At 55.1% G+C, this 19,303-nt stretch carries 20 protein-coding genes and 1 riboswitch; of the genes, 4 read left to right on the forward strand and 16 right to left on the reverse strand.

The genetic code is table 11. The features are described from left to right. Window positions 1–108 precede the first annotated feature (108 nt). The 10 genes from AAY24_RS06330 to dsrO form a co-directional block, all read right to left on the reverse strand. Window positions 109–507, reverse strand: coding sequence for a hypothetical protein (locus AAY24_RS06330; protein WP_046858968.1), 399 nt, complete (start codon window positions 505–507; stop codon window positions 109–111). Window positions 508–651: 144 nt separating this feature from the next. Continuing rightward, entirely contained in the window at window positions 652–1,365 is a 714-nt protein-coding gene (gene mtgA, locus AAY24_RS06335) for a monofunctional biosynthetic peptidoglycan transglycosylase (protein ID WP_082117236.1), read from the reverse strand. Between the two features lie 133 nt (window positions 1,366–1,498). Continuing rightward, a complete protein-coding gene (locus tag AAY24_RS06340; RefSeq protein ID WP_046858970.1) occupies window positions 1,499–2,560 on the reverse strand; it encodes an alcohol dehydrogenase family protein in 1,062 nt (353 codons plus the stop codon). 202 nt (window positions 2,561–2,762) lie between these two features. Then, window positions 2,763–3,428 (reverse strand): 3,4-dihydroxy-2-butanone-4-phosphate synthase, encoded by a 666-nt coding sequence (gene ribB, locus AAY24_RS06345; RefSeq protein WP_046858971.1) that lies wholly within the window; start codon window positions 3,426–3,428, stop codon window positions 2,763–2,765. 106 nt (window positions 3,429–3,534) lie between these two features. Further along, window positions 3,535–3,680: riboswitch (FMN riboswitch) on the reverse strand. A 122-nt stretch (window positions 3,681–3,802) separates the two neighbouring features. Continuing rightward, entirely contained in the window at window positions 3,803–4,273 is a 471-nt protein-coding gene (locus AAY24_RS06350; protein WP_046858972.1) for a putative molybdenum carrier protein, read from the reverse strand. A gap of 158 nt (window positions 4,274–4,431) precedes the next feature. Continuing rightward, window positions 4,432–5,076 (reverse strand): tetratricopeptide repeat protein, encoded by a 645-nt coding sequence (locus AAY24_RS06355; protein WP_052761099.1) that lies wholly within the window; start codon window positions 5,074–5,076, stop codon window positions 4,432–4,434. Between the two features lie 136 nt (window positions 5,077–5,212). Continuing rightward, a complete protein-coding gene (locus AAY24_RS06360) occupies window positions 5,213–5,929 on the reverse strand; it encodes a TorD/DmsD family molecular chaperone (RefSeq protein WP_046858973.1) in 717 nt (238 codons plus the stop codon). Then, on the reverse strand, window positions 5,926–8,451 hold the full coding sequence (locus AAY24_RS06365; RefSeq protein WP_046858974.1) for a molybdopterin-containing oxidoreductase family protein: 2,526 nt from the start codon (window positions 8,449–8,451) through the stop codon (window positions 5,926–5,928). The genes AAY24_RS06360 and AAY24_RS06365 overlap by 4 nt, the downstream gene beginning before the upstream one ends. Window positions 8,452–8,461: 10 nt before the next feature. Continuing rightward, a complete protein-coding gene (gene nrfD, locus AAY24_RS06370; protein ID WP_046858975.1) occupies window positions 8,462–9,415 on the reverse strand; it encodes an NrfD/PsrC family molybdoenzyme membrane anchor subunit in 954 nt (317 codons plus the stop codon). 2 nt (window positions 9,416–9,417) lie between these two features. Next, a complete protein-coding gene (dsrO, locus tag AAY24_RS06375) occupies window positions 9,418–10,161 on the reverse strand; it encodes a sulfate reduction electron transfer complex DsrMKJOP subunit DsrO (RefSeq protein WP_063370451.1) in 744 nt (247 codons plus the stop codon). 417 nt (window positions 10,162–10,578) lie between these two features. Between dsrO and AAY24_RS06380 the strand changes: the two genes are divergently transcribed. Genes AAY24_RS06380 through AAY24_RS06390 form a run of 3 tightly spaced genes read left to right on the forward strand, consistent with a single transcriptional unit; the run spans window position 10,579 to window position 14,137 of the window. Next, window positions 10,579–11,346 (forward strand): substrate-binding domain-containing protein, encoded by a 768-nt coding sequence (locus AAY24_RS06380; RefSeq protein WP_234422282.1) that lies wholly within the window; start codon window positions 10,579–10,581, stop codon window positions 11,344–11,346. Beyond that, window positions 11,343–12,809 (forward strand): sensor histidine kinase, encoded by a 1,467-nt coding sequence (locus tag AAY24_RS06385; RefSeq protein ID WP_052761101.1) that lies wholly within the window; start codon window positions 11,343–11,345, stop codon window positions 12,807–12,809. The genes AAY24_RS06380 and AAY24_RS06385 overlap by 4 nt, the downstream gene beginning before the upstream one ends. Further along, window positions 12,806–14,137: a sigma-54-dependent transcriptional regulator gene (locus AAY24_RS06390; protein ID WP_046858978.1), complete on the forward strand. Its 1,332-nt coding sequence runs from the start codon at window positions 12,806–12,808 to the stop codon at window positions 14,135–14,137. The genes AAY24_RS06385 and AAY24_RS06390 overlap by 4 nt, the downstream gene beginning before the upstream one ends. A 51-nt stretch (window positions 14,138–14,188) precedes the next feature. Here the strand turns inward: AAY24_RS06390 and AAY24_RS18445 are convergent, their stop codons facing one another. From AAY24_RS18445 to AAY24_RS06420, 6 genes are all read right to left on the reverse strand, one after another. Next, window positions 14,189–14,689 (reverse strand): DUF3592 domain-containing protein, encoded by a 501-nt coding sequence (locus tag AAY24_RS18445; protein ID WP_052761102.1) that lies wholly within the window; start codon window positions 14,687–14,689, stop codon window positions 14,189–14,191. 101 nt (window positions 14,690–14,790) lie between these two features. Next, on the reverse strand, window positions 14,791–15,156 hold the full coding sequence (locus AAY24_RS06400; protein ID WP_046858979.1) for a CZB domain-containing protein: 366 nt from the start codon (window positions 15,154–15,156) through the stop codon (window positions 14,791–14,793). Window positions 15,157–15,225: 69 nt separating this feature from the next. Next, entirely contained in the window at window positions 15,226–16,116 is an 891-nt protein-coding gene (locus AAY24_RS06405) for a DMT family transporter (protein ID WP_046858980.1), read from the reverse strand. 166 nt (window positions 16,117–16,282) lie between these two features. Continuing rightward, a complete protein-coding gene (locus AAY24_RS06410) occupies window positions 16,283–16,948 on the reverse strand; it encodes an energy-coupling factor ABC transporter permease (protein ID WP_046858981.1) in 666 nt (221 codons plus the stop codon). Window positions 16,949–17,116: 168 nt separating this feature from the next. Continuing rightward, the gene (locus tag AAY24_RS06415) at window positions 17,117–17,605 is read right to left on the reverse strand and encodes an LEA/WHy family protein (RefSeq protein ID WP_046858982.1); all 489 of its coding nucleotides are present in this window, start codon (window positions 17,603–17,605) and stop codon (window positions 17,117–17,119) included. A 32-nt stretch (window positions 17,606–17,637) separates the two neighbouring features. After that, on the reverse strand, window positions 17,638–18,348 hold the full coding sequence (locus AAY24_RS06420) for a transposase (protein ID WP_046858983.1): 711 nt from the start codon (window positions 18,346–18,348) through the stop codon (window positions 17,638–17,640). A 182-nt stretch (window positions 18,349–18,530) separates the two neighbouring features. Between AAY24_RS06420 and AAY24_RS06425 the strand changes: the two genes are divergently transcribed. Then, window positions 18,531–19,298 carry an outer membrane protein gene (locus tag AAY24_RS06425; protein WP_046858984.1) on the forward strand — a complete coding sequence of 256 codons (768 nt, stop codon included), beginning with the start codon at window positions 18,531–18,533 and terminating at the stop codon, window positions 19,296–19,298. Window positions 19,299–19,303: the final 5 nt, after the last annotated feature.

Genomic DNA, 19,303 nt, shown 5'->3' on the forward strand with positions numbered 1-19,303 from the left:
ACCTTGGCTTGTCCGTTTCACTGCCCCGCATGGGGCAGCCATTATCACATAGGCTGCCGGGCAATGATAAAGCCGGCAACAGCGATATCAACCAGGCAGGGTCGTGGTTTATCCGCTGCGGGATCGCCCTATCCGGTAGAACAGGTAGGGCATGATCGCGACCCAGAGCAGAAAGAGCGGCCAGACCCGTCCGGCAGCCAGGTTGTAGTCGTGCAGCAGTCTGGCCCAGGGGTGCCCCGCCACAAAGTGGCCGAACGTAAACTCAAACAGCAGGGTGAACAACAGCCAGCAGCAGCCTACCAGCGACGCCTGTGAGGGGGAGGTCAACGGCCAGACCCGTGAAAAAAGCCAGACCGCCAACCCGGTCAAAAGGATACCGGTCAGGGTGGACAACTGGTGCGCCGCCAGCTCTGTCAATCCCGGGCCCATGAGCCACTCGCGCAGGGTGCCGTTGGCGATAGCCACCAGCATCAACACAAACCAGAAAAGCAGATGGCGTTTCACCATGTGATGAGGTTCCCTGATACAGATCCGTTGTTTGAAGCGGTAAAATTGTAGTACCTGATTTTATCCGCCACGAAGCCCCCATCCCGGTCAGCACAGCCACGCCTGATGCTGTCAGCCGGTCACTCCCGGGGCGCCATTCGTCGGTCAAGGCAGAAAACCGAGATAGCCCGGGCCACCCAGTTGGCGAACTTGCTGGCGAATATCCCGGGCGCGGCCAACGACATAACCCGAGGGTGATACCACCCGCATGCGCTTCGGGTTGGGCAGTACCGCTGCCAGCAGGGAGCTTTCATGCAGCGTGAGTCGCCCGGCGGCTTTGCCAAACAGCCGTTGGCTGGCTGCTTCGGCACCGTAGATACCGGGGGCGAACTCCGCCAGGTTGAGATAGACCTCCAGGATCCGCCGCTTCGGCCAGAGGCTTTCGATCAGCAGGGTCAGGCCGGCTTCGATCCCCTTGCGCAGGAAACTTCGGCCACTCCACAAGTAGAGATTCTTGGCGACCTGCTGGCTGATAGTGCTGGCGCCCCGGATTCGGCCCCGCTCCGATAACAGGGCATCCATGATCGAGTCGAGATCGAAGCCGTGGTGATGGGGAAATTTCTGATCCTCGGATGCCACCACCGCAATCGCCAGTTGGGGAGAGATGCGCTCCAGTGGCATCCAGCGATAATCGATCTGACGATCAGACTGCCACTGTTCCGCCAACATGAAAGCGCTGGTGGGCGGTGCCAGCCAGCGCCAGGGCAATACCATGAGCACCCCCAGCAGCACAACCCCGAGCAACAGCATGAAGAACCAGCCTATCAAACGGGACTTGATACTGCGCCTGGTGCGGCGCTCCTTTCTGGTTGATCTCATGATCATGGGCAAAGATGCCGGCGTTAAATAGATCGGTAATCCGGGAACCGACCAGCCAGTCGCCTACCTGGATTTGACCGTAGCGTTCACCGAAAAGTCATAGGTAACCGCCCATCATACCGGCTAATCCTTGCTAGGACTGTTCGGAACCGATCGACAGTACGATCTTCCCGGTATGCTTTTTAGTCAGGAACAGTTCTTGTGCCTGGGTGATCTGATCAAGCGGAAAGACATGGGCCACCAGCGGTTTGACATCCCCCTGCTCAATGCGCTTGACCAGGTTGGGGAACACTTCCGGCTCCAGCACCGTGCAACCAAACAGGCTCTGGTCTTTCAGATAGAGGGTGCGCAAATCCAGTTCAACCAGCGGACCTGCGATCGCACCGGACACCGCATAACGGCCGCCGGGTTTCAGCACTTCCAGCAACTCCGGCCACTGCGCCCCCCCGACCAGATCGATCACCACATCCACCCGGTTGTGACCCAGCGCCTGGGTAACGCTATCGCCCCTGGCCACGGTCTCCCCGGCCCCCAGTTCCATAACCGCAGACGCCTTGGCCGGACTGGTAACCGCGATAACTTCAGCCCCTCTGGCCACGGCCAGTTGAACCGCCGCCGAGCCCACGCCCCCGGATGCACCGGTGACCAGCACTAGATCCCCTTTCCCTACCTGGGAGCGGGTGAGCAGATTCTCGGCCGTGGAATAGGAACAGGGAAAGGAGGCCAGCTCAGTATCGGTGAGGGAACAGGTGATACTGTGGGCGTGCCGGGAAGCAACCACGGTGTACTCGGCGAATCCACCATCACATTCAGATCCCAGATACCAGGGCCGGGAGAGAGCCTGACTGTTCACCTCCCACAGGCAGGGTTCAACCAGAACCCGCTCACCGATCCGCTCTTTACTGATGTTTTCACCCACCGCCACAATATAACCGCAGACATCGGCGCCCTGAATGAGCGGGAACTTGATCGGGTCTCCGGTCCAGGCGGCGTCTTCGCTGGCCCCATCCCCCTTTGAATACCAGCCGATACGGGTATTGATATCGGTGTTGTTGACACCGGCCGCCGACACCTTGATAACCACGTCATTGGCGGTTGGCTGGGGTACCGGAATATCATGACGCAGTTCCAGCTTTTCAAATCCGCCATGTCCGGTAAGCCAGACACCATGCATGGTTTTGGGTAAATTATTCATTCAGTAAAATCTCTTGGTTGCTCTGATTTGGAAACTGCAGTTGGGACAGCGTAAAAGAGTTCCGGCCTATTGTAGCCGCGATACCGAATAATGCGAAAAACCCTAGAGCAGTAATCCAACTGGCCGGCACCCGTTGTACCGGATATGGCCAGGCAGGGTGCGTCGCCGCGATGGCGCGCAGCCTGCCTGTTGACCGGAAAGCTCAGACCGCTTCGCCGAGCATCCCGGTCCGGTAGGCGACCAGATCCTCGATAGACAACACCGGCATATCATGCCGCTCGGCAAAGCGGATCACTTCCGGCAGACGCGCCATGGTGCCGTCCGGATTGGTCAGTTCACACAGCACTCCGGCGTGGCGGAGACCGGCCAGACGCATCAGATCCACGGTCCCCTCGGTATGTCCGCGACGGCTCAGCACTCCCCCCGGCTGGGCCCGCAGGGGAAAGACATGTCCGGGGCGGGCCAGGTCCTCCGGCCGGCAGTGATCGGCAATCGCGGTTAGAATCGTGGTCACCCGGTCAGCGGCGGAGACGCCGGTGGTCACTCCTTTCCGCGCCTCGATGGAGACGGTAAAGGCGGTGCCATTGCGACTGGTGTTATCGCTCACCATCATGGGCAACTGGAGGCGCCGGATAGTTTCATCGCTAAGACAGAGGCAGACAATGCCACTGCCCTCCCGGATCAGCATCGCCATCTGTTGCGGTGTGATCTGTTCAGCGGAGAAGATGAGGTCGCCCTCGTTCTCCCGATCCTCGTCATCCACCAGCAGTACACCCCGGCCGTCCCGAAGTGCCTCCAGGGCGGTTTCAACACGGGAATGGGGATCGCCGAAGTGGTTCAATAGTGAAGGTTGGTTGGTCTGATTCATGGCTTGCTCCCAATGAGTTCCAGAATCAGGGCGTAAAGGGACATGCCGGCCCGAAGCCGACGAACAGGCGCAACGAAACCCGACCGGAAGCCGGACTTGCAGAATGCCTTATTCTCTCCCATCCGGACTGTCACCGTCGGCTCCGGTTTCTCACCGGATCTGCTGACCCTGCCGAAGCAGGCGCTCGCGGGCTTTTCCGCTGAATGCGAAATTACCGCCGGTAGGGAATTTCACCCTGCCCTGAGAATAAGTGGTTAATAGTGCTCTGTATGAGCGGCGCCAGAGTAGCCCGAATCCCCGGTTCGATCAACCACCGGCGCTGTGTGGACGGACGTGTTCTGTTGCCTTGCCGGCCACCGCTAGCAGCACGCTGCCTATTCCGCCATTGAGCGCTGTATGACCTGGCTGATCACCTGATTTACGTAGTCGTATATGGCGGGGCAGCCGCTCGCCCGGGGGCCGGCAACATTCAGGATGGAGATATTGAATTGCTGAACAAAGTCCATCAACAGATCCACCGCCACCGTCTGGGTGACCAGCGCTATATCGATCAACTTGTAAGGTTTTCCCTGCTTGATACAGAAAGCAACGGTCGCCTCCGTCCCTCCCTGCAGGTAGGCGTCATAAAAAATCGCCGTCCCATCCCCGTCTGCAACATTCTTCCGGGTGCGTTGCCGATAGCCACCACCGATTTCAAGCAGGTTATAGCGCTGATCAATCGGGCCATCCTCCGCCATGCGGCCCACCGGACAGCTGCCACCAATGGGAAAGCCGGCGTCCAGCCCGGCATCCAGTGCCGCCCGATCCGCCCCGGTCTGTCCACCACTGATGATTTTTAAAAGCATCGCCGTACCCGGTTAATCCGTTTTCCCATCCAGCCACATAGACGCTCCGCCAGGAGCGCACCGGCCAAAACAGTATTTTATGACCCTGGCGGAACAGCCGCCAGCAATGCTCTACACCGGATTATCAGGCACCAACCCCAGTTAATCGGCGTGGAGGATTATTCGGCACCGGTCCGGCCTGACACCCTGTCACCACCTTTTACCGATAACAGCGCCTTCATCGCTTCACTGGCATTCGGATAGCCCAGTTGTTGTGCTCTTTTCCACCAGTACAGAGCCTGTTTGATATCTCTCTCCAGGTAGTCACCGGATGTATAGAGTTTTCCCATGCTGGCGCAGGCCGACGCGTGATCCTGGTTAGCCGCCTGCTCTATCCAGTAGATCCCCTTTTCCCTATCTTGCCCGACACCCAGCCCGGCCAGCAACATCTCTCCAATACTGTGCTGGGCATGCGGCTCACCCTGCTCGGCGGCAAGTTGATACCAGTACGCCGCCCGACCAATGTCCGGTACCACACCAAGCCCCTGTTCATACATAGCGGCAAGGTTGTTCTGTGCCGGTCCATAGCCCATCTCCGCCGCTTGTCGGTAGAGTCTGACCGCACCAGCATAACCCGCATTGCCAAACTGCCTGAGGCGATTGGCCTGACGTGTCAGTGCTTCCGGATCATCAGCACTCTGGGAGTTATCCTCTACCTGTCCCTCGCTATCTACCGTAACTGCTTCACTGTTGTTATCGTACTCCTCCTCTCCCCACCAGCCGCAAGCCCATGCGGCCGTGGGGAGGTAGATGTTAATCGCCACAATAAATCCTGCCGCGAACCAACCGCTTCGCCGGCCGTTCCAGCCGTCTCTTCTGTCGGTTCGTTCCCGTTGCTTCACTGAAGTGGCCAATGACGCTGACGTGTTAGTAGGCTCGCGGCTCACAACTCCCCCTCCTTTAACCGTTGCTGTATACCGCTTCCAATCCTGCTATCTGATCGGGAAGCGCGCTCTTTTGCTCATTCAGAAATGCGCGGGTCATCTGCGCAACCTGGGTATAGAAACTGCTTCTGTTAGCCTCCTCTATTTTTTCAACAAAATCAGAAACCCAATTACCGAGATGCCGGCTCAGAAACTCGTTCTGATAACGAAGGGCATCCAGCGCCTTGTCGGTCTGGCCGGCACGCCAGGCGATACACTCCTCTTCATTCAGGTGACCGAGAAACTCCAGCTCGATACTGATGTGATCCGGTTCCATCGGGATGGCATTGTCCAGCTGAAAACCGACATACTGGTAAAACTCCGCCACCCTGGATGTTTCCGGTCCCCGGAGCAGCCCTGATCCACCCTTCAGTTGAACCGACTCATGGGGTGATATGAGTGAACCGGGTAATAAAAAGAGGCTGGTGAACTGTACCGATAATGATTCAGTAAGCTCATCAATATCGGTAGTGTAAAACTTCTCATCCAGCACTATGCCGGCCTGGCACAGCGCATCACGCAACGCCTCAGAGCGTAATGTCAACAACATCTCTTTGTTGGGTTTGGCACGGAACAGGGTCGCCAGAAGACCTAGCAGGGAAGCACGCTCCTGTGCCAGGTCGCCCATGGCGAGGTTGGAAGCGGCAACCCTGTTGTCACCGCTCACTTGGGTCATGGTAGCCGCGGTATTCATGCTCTGCTCACCTGTACGACTGTATCCATCCAGCGCTGCTGGCCATTGATCGGATCAGGTGAATTGGCAATCAACCAATTGGGGTGCATACCGTTGTCACCCTTCCACCAGATCCGCTCCAGATCAGGATCGTCATCCCGTCCACCCGGCGCCTTTTTACCGGAGGCATAGCGTCCATACTCCCAGTGCCCACAGTGATGAGAGATGGCTATAACCCCGACATTGATGGCCGGCGTCACCTTGGCCTCGGTAACAATTTCACCAATGGCTGATTTCACTTTGATCTTGTCACCATCCGCAATCCCCCGCTTGGCCGCTTCCAGTGGATTAATCCAGGCGGGATTCTTGTGGTACAGCTCGGTCAGATACTTGCAATTGGGTGAGCGTGAATGGATCTGGGTGGCCACCTTGAAGGTGGTCAGGATCAGATCATCCTGTCCCAGTTTCTCATGCTCCGGGATCGCCACCCAGGCTGGCAACGGGGAGAATCCCTTGGCCTCGACGAGATTGGAGTAAATCTCGAAATAACCGGACTTGTTTACTTTATCGGGTCTGAAACCGGCATAGACCTTATCACCAATACGCTGTCCGACATAAGCCTTGTAGGACTTCTTGGTGCGGGTATAACCTTTTGCCATGGCCTCTTCTGCAGAGTGCAGGTGGGCCTTTTTCCAATCCCAGTAGACTCCTGTCTCTTCATCCAGCACCACACTCTCTTTCAGATACGCAGATGACGGTAGCTCTTTCCGATAGCTGAAATAGACAGGCTTCGCCGCCGGGTCATGGTAGACACCATGCTTCTTCATGTATTCAAAACCGCCGACTGCCGCCACTTCCGGTGTCATCTCGCAGGAGCGCTGGACAAACTCCTGTTTTGTCTTATACCCCAGCGGGGTGCCAAGCCGTTCAGCCAGTTCGCACACCACGTCACCAAAGTCACGGGTCTCACCCATCGGTTTGGCACCTGGCTGGCGAATGTAATACTCGGGAATCTGCACGGGCGAGACCATATCTTCCCAGTCCCAGCGCTCGGAATAGGTGGGTTCAGGCAGAATCAGATCCGCGAGGGCGGCGGATTCGTCATAGAAGGGCGAACAGACAACAAAGTAGGGAATCAGCGATTCATCTTTCAGTATGTCGATGTTCTCCTGGGTCTCGCCGTTGGCATAAACCGGCGTGTACTTATAGGTCAGATAGATCTCGGGCCGGCCTGCACTGCCATCCTTGATCATCTTCAGGATGTTGTGACTCATGTGATGGGTTGGAAAAGCGGCCGCACCTTTCGGACCATCCATAAGGGCCAGCTTGCGCGCTTTGGGCAGGTTCTTTGGACCTTTCGGATAGTGCCACTTGGGACCCACTGCCTTGCACCGGCCGCCGGGGTTATCGATATTTCCGGTGATGGCGGCCAGGGTCTGCAATGCCCGCTCCGTGTCGTTGCCATTGAAGTGTGCAATAGCCCCGCGATAGCTGATGGCACAGGCTGGATGGGTCGAAGCAAATTCCCGTGCGATGCGCCGGATACTGGCTGCCGGTACACCGCTGATCTTCTCCGCCCACTCCGGCGTGTATTGTGCAAAATGGGCCTTCAGCGCAGCGACCTTTTCATCCAGACCGGCATCATGGTTCTTTGTGACCTTGCAGAACCGAAGGAACTTTTCTCCTTCGCCCTTGTAGAGATCCTCTGACATAACTACGTTGCACATCGCCAGAATCACCGCCAGATCGGTTCCGGGTTTGACCGGCACCCACTCCGAGGATTTGGCCGCCGTATTGGAGAGGCGCACATCAAAGGTGACCATGCGGACGTTCCGCTCCGCCATGGCCCGTATCAGACGATGGGAAGTGGGAATGTGGTTTGTACCGGCTTCAAATACATTGGATCCGAAGTTGATCACGAACCGGGTATTGTCAAAGTCCCAAGTATCGTAGTGACCGCCCCAGGTGAGTTCCTGGGCAGTCCACTTGCCCCCTTCACAAATCGAGGTATGGTCACCGATAGTTGCAGTTCCAACCGTTGCCAGAAACGTCTTTACCATCTTGCTGGTTGACGATTTCATCCGGCCATAATGGAACATGAATTTTTCCGGCTCGCCCCTGTCTTTCAGCGTCTGAATACGGGCAGCCAGCTCGGTCAGTGCTTCATCCCAGGAGACCTGTTTCCATTTACCTTCACCACGGGCGCCGACCCGCTTCATCGGGTAAAGAATCCGGTCCGGATCGTTGGGCTGATTGACGCCACCCTGACCCTTTGCACACATCACACCTTCGGTACGAATGGAGTTCATCTGCCCTTCGATTTTGACAATACGTCCATCCTCCACATAAGTGACATTGGGACAGCGGGTAACACACTGGTAACAGGCACTGGGTACTGCTTTCCGTTCCCGGCCGGTCTGGTATGAAAAGTCCTTATTGCCCCAGGCACGCATCTCTTCTGCCTTGGTCATCACCGCAGTACCAGAGAGGCCGGCTGCGGCCGAGACAGCGCCCAATTTCAGAAAGTTTCTACGATTCAACATGACTATCCCCTCAAATTCCGGTAGGGCCAGTAACCTGGCCAGCAATGACGACGATGTAGCGCAACATGAATCCACCGACCAATACGAGTGCGCAGATTACTATCTCCATCGTGCGTGGTATCGAGTACTCCTTCTGGTACAGCAGCGTAGGCATGACATATTTCATTTCGATAGCGGCGGGCAACAGCAGTCCCAGCACCACAAACCCCAACCAGAACAGTGTGGTCAGTTCACCACCCATGATGACCGATACGGCCGCTTCCACATTACCGATGGTGAGATGGGCATACATCACAAACAGGAAGATCACCAGTATCTCCAGGCCGATCAACAGCATGTCGGAAGAGCCCAGTATGTAGCTGTGATGCTCGAATGACTCCTTGCTGATCACCTGCTTGCGGCCAAACAGGGCGCGAACCAACAGGATGCCCGCGACACCGGTGGAGAGCGCCGACACCAGGAACAGCATGGCCAGAATGGGTGAGTTCCAGAACGGACGGGCCGGCATGGCACCCAGCAGAATACCGGTATAAAGTGCAACCCCCACGCCGAGCGGCACCATGGCCCAGGCGAGCATCTTGCGCAGCTTCTGCAGTTCATCGCCCGGATGGGCATTCCTGTTTATAAAGGTATAGGCGTAAGCAAGACTGACCAGAATAAACAGCGCCAACACCCAGGATCCGATGGACATGGGGGAGAGGTTGATGGTCAGGAACAGATTGATAAAACGGAAGTAGTTACCGGCCTGGAAAGAGCCCAGTTCAAAGACGATCATACCGGTACCGATAATCACCAGCACGGGTGCTAACATCGCACCCCAACGGGCAAAACGGAAACTGGATCCGGCCAGGTCGCCACCACCACTGCGCAGGAATATTGATCCACTGACTGCACCGGCGCCGGCACCCATGCCACCCAGGAACAGATAAAGTATGACGGGAAGACCCCAAGTTAACTCATGCATGACTAGACCCTCTCTTTCTGGCGGCGGTTGGTCTCTATACGGATATAGATACCCTGTTTAGCTGCATCCCGTTGATCGGCATGATCCGCATCGATGTAGTAAACCATCGGTTCTGTGCCCATTTCGGGACGCAGAACAGTGGTCGCATTGGTAGCGATAAGTTTGGATACTTCACTGTCCGGATCGTTTAGATCGCCGAAGATACGTGCGCGCCCCTGGCAGGTATTGACGCATGACGGGACGATGCCGTTCTGCACCCGGTGCAGACAAAAATCGCATTTATCCGCGGTTCCCGTTTTTGGATTGATATAGCGCATACCGTACGGGCAGGCCTGGATACAGTATTTGCAGCCGATGCAGACATCGCTGTCGACCACTACAATTCCGTCTTCCTGGCGTTTATAGGTGGCGCCCGTAGGACAAACAGCGACGCACTGCGGCTTTTCGCACTGGTTACAGAGTCGCGGCAGGAAGCTGCGACGCACATTGGGGAACTCACCTTTCTCGATATATTCGACCCAGCTACGGGTCTCGCCCAACGGCACATCATTCTCTGTTTTGCAGGCGACACTGCAGGCCTGGCAACCAATACAGCGGCGTGTGTCGATGACCATGGCATAACGCTTGGGCCGTGCTGCCGAGATGGCCATACCGGGTGCAGCAGTTGCTGTAGCCGCTACCGCCGATCCGCTCGCCATTTTTTTCAGGAAGTCCCGGCGAGAGACCTGGGGTTTTGATTCACTCATGGGCTTTGCCTCCGAAGTGACTTTTGGATTTAATGGTGTAAAGTATTTTTTCTGGCATCTGCGGATCAGAAATAACCAAACCGCGTCTGACACTCGTTGAGCAATACCCGTACCAATTACCTTGAAATTACTTAACCCTTTGAATATTAAGGACTATATCCACTCTCACCCGGATTTACCGATTAACCACCGGGGGGAATCGGTTACGGAATCGTTACCAGGTTTCTTCCACCTGTTTTTTGGTTACAAAAACGTAACAAACTGGAGGGTAAGCGTATGAAGGGGTTACAAAGTCGTAACCGCAGAAAGTTGCTTCAGGCCGGATCCGCAATGCCGCTGATGTTACTGGCTGGTGGAGCTGGTGTTTCAGGCTTCACCCGTTCCGCCTGGGCCGGCAAAGATCTGGTTCGCTTTGGAATGACACCCGCCTTCCTTCATGACCAGTATTCCTTACTGGAGGATTGGCGTGTCTATATGTCCAAACAATTGGGTAAAAAGACTGACTTTATCCAGCGGGACAGCTACCGGGAGACCATGGACCTGCTGCGACTCAATCAGCTGGACTTTGCCTGGGTATGCGATTACCCCTACCTGCACCTGCGTCACCTGCTTCGCCTGCTTGCGGTTCCCCTGTATAAACAGAAGCCTGTCTATCACTCTTACCTGCTCGTCAACGCGAAGGACAAACAGACTAAAAGTCTTGAGGATCTGCAGGGCAAGATATTTGCCTATGCCGACCCCTACTCCAACACCGGCTACCTGGTGCCCCGCTACCAGATCCATAAAATGAATCAGGATCCGGAGCGCTATTTCAAAAAGAGCTTTTTCACCTGGTCACATCGCAAGGTGGTTGAGGCAGTGGCATCGGGACTGGCCCAGGGTGGCGCGGTTGACAGCTTTGTCTGGGACACCCTGACCATGCTGGAACCGGCATTGACCTCCCGCACCCGGGTTATCTGGCAGTCCAGTGGATTTGGTTTCCCCCCCATGGTGGCCAACATCTACAGCGTGGACGAAAACTATTTTTCACAGATGCAGCAGATGTTACTCGCCATGCCGGAAAACCCTGAAGGGAGAGCGCTGCTGAAGCGCCTCAACCTGGACGGCTTCAGCGTTCAATCGCCAACACTTTATGATAATGTCGCAGAGATGATGCAAGTCTTTGGGGAGTACAATCCCACGTGACCCGTTGGCTGTTCAATCTCAGTATCAAGCATAAAATCCCCCTGTGGGGTGCTGTGCTGATCATCGTTTCCACGCTTTCAGTCTGTAGTGTTTTCCTCTACCGCAGCTATCACAATATTGAATCCACACTCGCCACCAGTGCCGGAACCCTCGGCTCCACGCTGGCCAGAACACTGATCCCGACCCTGTTGCATGACGATGTCTGGCGCGGTTTTGAAATCGTCAAAGCACCGTTTACCGACGCCCATTCCGACAACCCCTTTCAACCCGTGGTCGCCATGGTGGTCACCAAGGAGCAACAGATATTTGTCTCCAGCGATCCTGACAACTTCCCCATGCTGACCGAGTTGCGTGATCTGGGCCAGGGATTCCCGGAGCTGATTGAAACCATCACGCCACTGGATATCCCCCCCACGACCATTATCACGCCTGACGATTCCGAGTTTACCTTTGCAGCTATCCCCATGATCGACAGCGACACCCGGTTGGGGACACTGGTGCTTTTGTACTCGCGCTCGTTGCTATACTACATGTTCGCCAGCAGCGCGCTCCACGGCGTCATCATCGGCCTGGTGGTATTGGCGGTTCTGCTGCCGATCAACTGGTACTGGGGACAACGCATGGCGACACCCCTGGTGCGCCTGGCCCATCGCATGGACGAGATACAGACCCATCTGCCTGAGCAACTGCAACCGGAACTCTATAACTATGCCGATGAACTGGGGCATCTCTTCAAAGCCTATAACCGCATGGTCGTGGCCTTGCGTGAGAAAGAGCAGTTGGAGCGGGGCATATTAAGCGCGGAACGCCTGGCCGCCATTGGACGCCTGACCGCCGGTATCGCGCACGAGATCAACAACCCCCTGGCGGGCATGTTGACCGCCCTGGACACCCTGAAGCAGAGAGATCACCTGGATGAGCGGACCCTGCGCACACTGGGACTGGTTGAGCGCGGACTGCTACAGGTCAAGGATACGGTGGCGGCGCTGCTGGTGGAGGCCCGCCAGCAGAAGCGCCGCCTGGAACGCCAGGACCTGGAAGATGTTTACACCCTGATGCAGTCCACCACGGCAAAACGCCAGGTGAACCTGACTTTTGATATCGACCTACCCGCATCGACCGCCGTGCCAGCCAGTCCGGTACGCCAGGTAGTGATCAACTTACTGAATAACGCCATCCAGGCGGCGGGTGATGGCGGTTGGGTGAAGTGTGCCATCTCAAGCAATCAGGAACAGATTCGTATCGAGGTTATCAATAACGGCGATCCCATACTCCCGGAGCGCCTGAAGAATCTGTTTGAGCCCTTTGTCTCCTACCGGGAAGGCGGTCACGGCCTGGGGCTCTGGGTGACCTATCAGCTGGTTCAGCAGATGGCGGGCGTGATTGAAGTGGACAGCAGGGACGGAACGGTGAGTTTCGTAGTGACTATACCGATTGATGAAAACGAAGTGGAGGTGGCGTGAGTCATCATATCTGCCTGATTGAAGATGATGAGATTCTGGGCGAAGCGCTGGTCGAGCGATTCGAAGTGGAAGGCTATGATTGCGAGTGGTTTAAGGATGGTAAAAGCGCACTCAATGCACTCAAGCATAAAAACTTCAGCACGGTGATAAGCGATATCAACCTGCCGGATTTTACCGGCGAACAGCTTTACCAACAGTTGCTGAACGATGGACGAACTCTGCCGCCATTCCTGTTTGTCACCGGTTATGGTTCAGTGGACCAGGCGGTTCGTCTGCTCAAACTGGGCGCGGAGGACTACCTGACCAAACCGTTTGAAGTGGCCGACCTGTTGGCCAAGGTGAAGAGCCTTTGCGAGCGACTGATACCGGCCACCAGCGACAGTTTCCCCCTGGGCGTGTCACCCGGCATGAAGGCCATAGAGGCGGCCCTACCACGGATTTCCGCCAGTGACTCCAACGTCCTGGTGACGGGTGAGTCCGGTGTTGGCAAAGAGTATGTCGCCAAGGCACTGCATAGTGCCAGCCCTTCCGGCAAACAGACCCCGTTCGTGGCGGTCAACTGCGGGGCCATTCCCGAATCACTGATCGAAGCAGAGCTATTCGGTTATGTGAAAGGTGCCTTTACGGGCGCAGTGAGTGACAAGCGCGGCTTCTTTGAGCAGGCTGACGGTGGCACACTTTTCCTGGATGAGATTGGCGATATGCCCTTACAGATACAGGTAAAGGTGTTGCGGGCCATACAGGAACGGCAGATTACCCGGATCGGTTCAGAACAGGTCAGGCAAGTTAATATCCGCCTGGTTTGCGCCACCCACCGGGATCTGGAGGCGATGGTCGCGGATGGCAGTTTTCGTGAGGATCTCTTCTACCGCATCAACGTGGTGAATATTCAGGTTCCACCCTTGCGTGACCGCCCGGATGATATTTTGTGGCATGCCCAGCTGTTCCTGAATGGTGTGGCCGCAAAAGAGGAGCGCCGCCCCTGCACACTTCACCCCCGGGCTGAACAGGCTCTGCTGGCCTACCCCTGGCCCGGCAATATCCGTGAACTGAGAAACTGTCTGGAGCGGGCCTGTATATTCAATCAGTCGACCCTGCTGCAGCCCGAGGATCTTTTTGGTGACACCTGGCAACGGGTCCTTGCCAGTATGGGCGATCAACGGGAAGAGAGTCTTTCCGACTATATTCAGCAGTGTGAGCGGGATTATATCAGCCGCGTGCTGACAGAAAATGGCGGAAAGATCGCCAATACCGCCAATGTGCTGGGCATAAGCCGTAAGACACTGTGGGACAAGATGCGTAAACTGGGTCTGAAAGAGCCGGGCTAGATGAACGACCCAACAGCGCTATTCCGGGTAATGATGGCCAACCGGTCATCACTATCCAGCGTAGCTAAAGAAATAAGCAAGCGGCGGCACCACAACCAGTAACACCGTGAAGACGATTCCCGCCTTCCCTGCCACTATCAGATAGCTTTTTTGCGGTTTGTTCGGGTTATAAAACACCCGCACCTTTCCATCCGGGTACTGCTGTACCCTGGATAGTTGTTTCTCCAACAGAAACTTTGCGTTATGACTGGCCACGATAACCCAGGGCGAGACCCTAGAGCCCTCATAGGACTCTCCGCCCACGTCATACCGGTATAGCGCCCTTCCCATATAGTTCTGGCCAGCTGCGGTATTTTCAGGCCCGCCAAATTTATCCACTGCCAAACGACTGAGCTGTCCCAGGGTATAGGGCCAGTACCGGGTTCTAACCTGGAATATCAGGGAGTAAAGCGAAACAATAAAAGTATACACAACCACCCAAAACAGGATCCCTTGCTTCTCGCCCTGGGCGGCCAGCAGATACATATCCTGCACATAACCTATCAGATCCATAGGTATGCTGTTTATAGATGGAACAGTTAAGGCCATTGACACCCCCAGGAAGCGACCAGGTAGTCACCCGATAAGTGACGCCAACCTGCATAGCTACTAAATTATTTTTCTTCCTTTGCTGCCTGCTCTTTTTCTTCAAGCAGATGGAGGTTACCGATGACTTTTTGCGATTTTTGAATCAACGCTTGCTGCAATGCCACTGCCTTGGTTTCATCTCCAGCCTCCAGGACAAGGAGCAACTCTCCGGCAATTTTATGAAACGCCTCGTGATCCCTTTTCAACTGCTCAAGTTCAGGTAACTCTTTCCAGCGGGCAGTCTCTTCCGAATGCAGCCACTGCCCGAGCGCACAACGATCGTGTTGAGCCAGTTCCTGTCGGGCCTGTTGCGTCACCTCTTCCTTCCCGAACAGGGAAGCAACCGTTTCTATCCATCCCAGATGTCTATCGATCTCTTGCTTAAAATCCACCTTTTTCTCCTGATAATGGGGGCTGAAGCCTTTTATACCCTATCCATTATCAAAAAATAAAACCTGGATTCATCCCTGTCCCTCTTCCACAGCCACAGAACCACCTGTATCGATACTAATCGACTGCTCCTTGTGCATCATGACCAAGGCAATACCACCAAGAATTGCCAGGGATGCCAGCATGAAACGAATCGATATAGGCTCCCCAAGAATAATAATGCCTGCCAACGCGGTGATAAGAGGCACGCTGAGCTGCACAGTGGCCGCGTTGGTCGCCTTCATTGCCGGCAGTACGGTATACCAGAGGGCGTAACCCACTCCCGATGCCAGTGCGCCCGATGCAATGGCGTACCAGACACCAACAATGTCCAGATTACTGCCGGATATCAGCGCAAGGCTTAACAAGGCGGCCAGCATTGTGGCACGCAGGAAATTTCCCGCCGTGATCCGAATCGGATCATCCGTGCCTTTACCACGCAATGAATAGATACCCCACGCAACACCGGAGATGAACATCAGTACTGATCCGATCAATGGTGGTGCAGACAGACCGGGCAGCAACAGACCAACCAACCCGACCAGCGCCAGTATCAGGCCGATAAACTGCTGCTTATGGAGCCGTTCACCGGTCAACACACCGTGACCGATCATGGTTGCCTGTACTGCACCAAAAAGGATCAGGGCACCTGTGGCGGCGGTCAGGCTGATGTAGGCAAAGGAGAAAGCAGCGGCATAGACAAACAGCGTAACGGCAGAAGTCCAGTTCCCCTTCCCCCTATTTACCCTGCGCCAGAAACGGGCAATCAACCAGAGCATCAGGGCACCGGACAGCAACCGGATCGAGGTAAAGCTGGCGGCATCGATGCTGGTCTCCTTGAATGCTATGCGGCACAACACGGAATTTCCGGCAAATGCCAACAGGGTCAGCAGTATCAAAACGACGGTTCGGGTTGCTGGCATTTGAGTATCCTGGAGGCATGTCCGGTGGTTCTGAGTGGGATCTGTTCTGTTCCCCTGAGTGGAACCCGGAACAGATTGTCTGCGGCCTGGTGCGAATAGAGTCTTGAATGGTGAGGAATATGCCTGACATTTTCAACCGGACAACGCAGAAGGTTAATCCGCTTGATTAATGGCCATCGATATAGTGTTTGGAGCCAAAGGTGCGGATCAGATCAGGAAAGTGGGCCATCAATCCCGTCATCAGGATACCGTTAAACATGGCCTCCGACATCATAATCAGCGGCAGAAACACCAGATATTCATAGGAGAGTTTCTCCATGGGATAGACGTCGGCCAGTGAGTAAAGCAGGACAGTCCCAAGCACCATGGCCGCCATTGACAGGGCGGAACCGAGAAACGCGGTACCCAGCAAATATATAAAGAAGTTTTTGGGCAAGAATTTCCGAATCAGCAAGTGTTGTCCATAACTCACCGATACCGGGATCAGGACCACTAAAAAACCACTGACCGGCAACGAGGCCCATCCCTGACGACCAAACAGGATAATCCCCAGCAGGGCCAGACTCATGGCCACCACCGCCAGATCCCAGCCGAACATCAGGGTCATCGTGGTCGCACCAAGAATATGGATGCTCAATCCGGGGGAAAGCCCGGCCCGCATCTGCCAGAAACCGATCAGTGCTACCGTGGAGCCGAGAAACAGGTGTTGCAGCAGTCGTTGCGAGAAAAGCCTGCGCCAAGGTGCGGTCCATAACGCGGCCAACAGCCCGCAACTGTACAGGACCAGACACAGCCACCATGCCCAACCGCTATCCAGACCATTATTCAGCATGTGGACAATCCTTCAGCATCACCACTCCCCAGCCCTGTTACTACGCCCTGAATCGGCTCTGTGCATAGCTAAGCATAGCCCGGCGGCCATCAAGGGAGGGGAAGAGGTGCCGCTTTTTCAACATATCTGCCGGTAGATCATCAAAACGCTATCGGTTCGCTGGTCGATTCAAATCCCCTGCGACCGGCCAGACTCGGACAGACTGAAACTGCCCGACTCCTCCAGGTTGATATAGGGCAGTATGCCGCCCGCATCAATCCGTGCCTTGAACCTGAAACCGAGCGTATCCCGCTGGCGGGTAAACAGATCACTGAGCAGTCGGATACCGCCAAGCAGGTTGGGACTCGCCTCGATCACGAACTCCGCCATTCCGTAACCTGGCACTTCCGGCAGATCAGCGGTGGCACCACTCAACACCCGGTTGCCCTCCACCTCCAGGGAGTAGCTCATACCCTGAAGGGCCAAGGTCTCCCGGTTCGGATTGATCACCTGTATGCCGATATTGAAACGGGGCGCCCGCCCGGTCTCTGCTTTCGGCGCCAATGCAAACGAGGTGATATTCACCTGGGGCTTTTCATAGCCAGACATCATGCCGGCACAACCCGATAGCAACAGGGAAACCAACAGCAACAGCCCCAGCGGTAGAGTAATACGCATAATATTCTTCCTGATTAATAGGGTCAGTGTCATCAATTTTGGCTTTCCCGAAATGCCGCCGACTTTCTGTCTCCACCCCGCCCCAAAGGCACTGACCGCCGGCCGGTCTGGGCCTCTATCCGCGCCTTGAACCGGTCATCACCCAGGGCCCAAGCCTTGTTCGTCGCTTCCCGTATCGCCTTCAAGTCCCGTTCCGGGACTTTACCGCGAAACAGGGCGCGGTAAGCACGCTGCCGCTCCGTGTCGAGTTTTCCCAGTTGACGATACATTGAATGGGGTGTCAACAACTGGATAGGCTTGCCCAGGGCATTGCTCCTGTAACTGGACCAGGGGTATTCTGAGGGATGTTGCACCATGTTGGCTCTTACGGGGTTCAACTCGATATAACGGTATACCGTCAGCAGATAATTTTCGGCATCCACCAGTGTGGATTTGTACCGCCCTTCCCACAAGGTTCCCGTACGGCCACAGGTCAAATTGATGTACTGAACGTACTTGCGACCCTGTGCCTGCATCATACGGCTGATACCCTGCCGGTCACTGGGCGTCACCAGCAAATGGACATGATTGGTCATCAGTACAAAGGCATGGATGGCGACGTGGTATTTGGTTGCTGCGTCCTTGAGAAACGCTAGGTAGGCCTTATAATCTGCTTCATTATAGAAGCAGGCCTCCCGGTTATTACCTCGTTGAATCACATGCTGGGCACAACCAGGCATATAGAGTCTGGGTAAGCGAGCCATACTGTTCCTCCTTGAAACTCAGGCAAGATTAATACCTTACTCCTGTTTAATCAATGAATCTGACCCTATTGATCCTTTGACTCTATTAATTCATTATTGATTAATCAATGACTCTGACCCTATTGATCCATGATTAGAAGTTTGGATATAAGTTGTTATTTTAACTTTGAAGGATATTGCAGATGGTAATTGAGAAACGATTAGTGTGGACCACTGTTCTTGGCAGCCTGATCGCAATCAGCAGCAGTGCTTATGCCCAAGAAACTAGCGAGAAGTGGAATGGCCTCTATGGCGGCTTTGCGATTGGTGGGTTCTATGGTAAAGCCAGCCCGGATACAACCGTCAGCGATGGTACTTATTTCAATACCCAAAACATTTCAACGCTCAACAGCACGTTTCAGGAAGAGATTAGTGACAAGGCGCTGAGCGGGTCAGCCTTGTTGGGATATGATGTGCAAAATGGCAATCTCGTCTACGGCATCGAGGTCGATCTGACCGGTATGAATTACTCGGAAAAGCATAGCCGCAATGTCAACTACGTGCTTCCAGCCGCAAATTCCTTTAGCGTCAGCACGGAGCTTGAAAGCAATTTTGCTCTCAGCATTCGCCCTAAAATTGGCTACAGCTTCGGCGATACGATGGTTCATCTTGCGGTTGGTCCGACCCTCAGTCGGTTCAAATACAGGTTTAACTTCTTCGATGATGCCGTCCCGTCCGCAGCCTCGTTCAGTGACAAAAAAACCGAACTTGGCTATTCTGCCAACCTCGGGGTTAACCACCAGCTTGGTGATGGCTGGTTATTGCGCGGGGATTATGTCTATACCTACTATCCCGACATTGTTGATGGCAGCAATCTGTTATCTCGACCGGCCGCCGAGACCGATGTGTTTTCCCATGACGCCAACTTCCACTCGCACAATATTCGCATTGGCCTGTTCAAAAGGTTCTAAATCAC

The organism is Sedimenticola thiotaurini (assembly GCF_001007875.1).
In the GTDB taxonomy this organism is placed as follows: Bacteria; Pseudomonadota; Gammaproteobacteria; order Chromatiales; family Chromatiaceae; genus Sedimenticola; species Sedimenticola thiotaurini.

Coding starts and splice junctions, on each gene's coding strand:
- AAY24_RS06330 (WP_046858968.1), bottom strand. CDS start 507: ATGGTGAAACGCCATCTGCTTTTCTGGTTTGTGTTGATGCTGGTGGCT.
- mtgA (WP_082117236.1), bottom strand. CDS start 1,365: ATGAGATCAACCAGAAAGGAGCGCCGCACCAGGCGCAGTATCAAGTCC.
- AAY24_RS06340 (WP_046858970.1), bottom strand. CDS start 2,560: ATGAATAATTTACCCAAAACCATGCATGGTGTCTGGCTTACCGGACAT.
- ribB (WP_046858971.1), bottom strand. CDS start 3,428: ATGAATCAGACCAACCAACCTTCACTATTGAACCACTTCGGCGATCCC.
- AAY24_RS06350 (WP_046858972.1), bottom strand. CDS start 4,273: ATGCTTTTAAAAATCATCAGTGGTGGACAGACCGGGGCGGATCGGGCG.
- AAY24_RS06360 (WP_046858973.1), bottom strand. CDS start 5,929: ATGAATACCGCGGCTACCATGACCCAAGTGAGCGGTGACAACAGGGTT.
- AAY24_RS06365 (WP_046858974.1), bottom strand. CDS start 8,451: ATGTTGAATCGTAGAAACTTTCTGAAATTGGGCGCTGTCTCGGCCGCA.
- nrfD (WP_046858975.1), bottom strand. CDS start 9,415: ATGCATGAGTTAACTTGGGGTCTTCCCGTCATACTTTATCTGTTCCTG.
- dsrO (WP_063370451.1), bottom strand. CDS start 10,161: ATGAGTGAATCAAAACCCCAGGTCTCTCGCCGGGACTTCCTGAAAAAA.
- AAY24_RS06380 (WP_234422282.1), top strand. CDS start 10,579: ATGACACCCGCCTTCCTTCATGACCAGTATTCCTTACTGGAGGATTGG.
- AAY24_RS18445 (WP_052761102.1), bottom strand. CDS start 14,689: ATGGATCTGATAGGTTATGTGCAGGATATGTATCTGCTGGCCGCCCAG.
- AAY24_RS06405 (WP_046858980.1), bottom strand. CDS start 16,116: ATGCCAGCAACCCGAACCGTCGTTTTGATACTGCTGACCCTGTTGGCA.
- AAY24_RS06410 (WP_046858981.1), bottom strand. CDS start 16,948: ATGCTGAATAATGGTCTGGATAGCGGTTGGGCATGGTGGCTGTGTCTG.
- AAY24_RS06415 (WP_046858982.1), bottom strand. CDS start 17,605: ATGCGTATTACTCTACCGCTGGGGCTGTTGCTGTTGGTTTCCCTGTTG.
- AAY24_RS06420 (WP_046858983.1), bottom strand. CDS start 18,348: ATGGCTCGCTTACCCAGACTCTATATGCCTGGTTGTGCCCAGCATGTG.
- AAY24_RS06425 (WP_046858984.1), top strand. CDS start 18,531: ATGGTAATTGAGAAACGATTAGTGTGGACCACTGTTCTTGGCAGCCTG.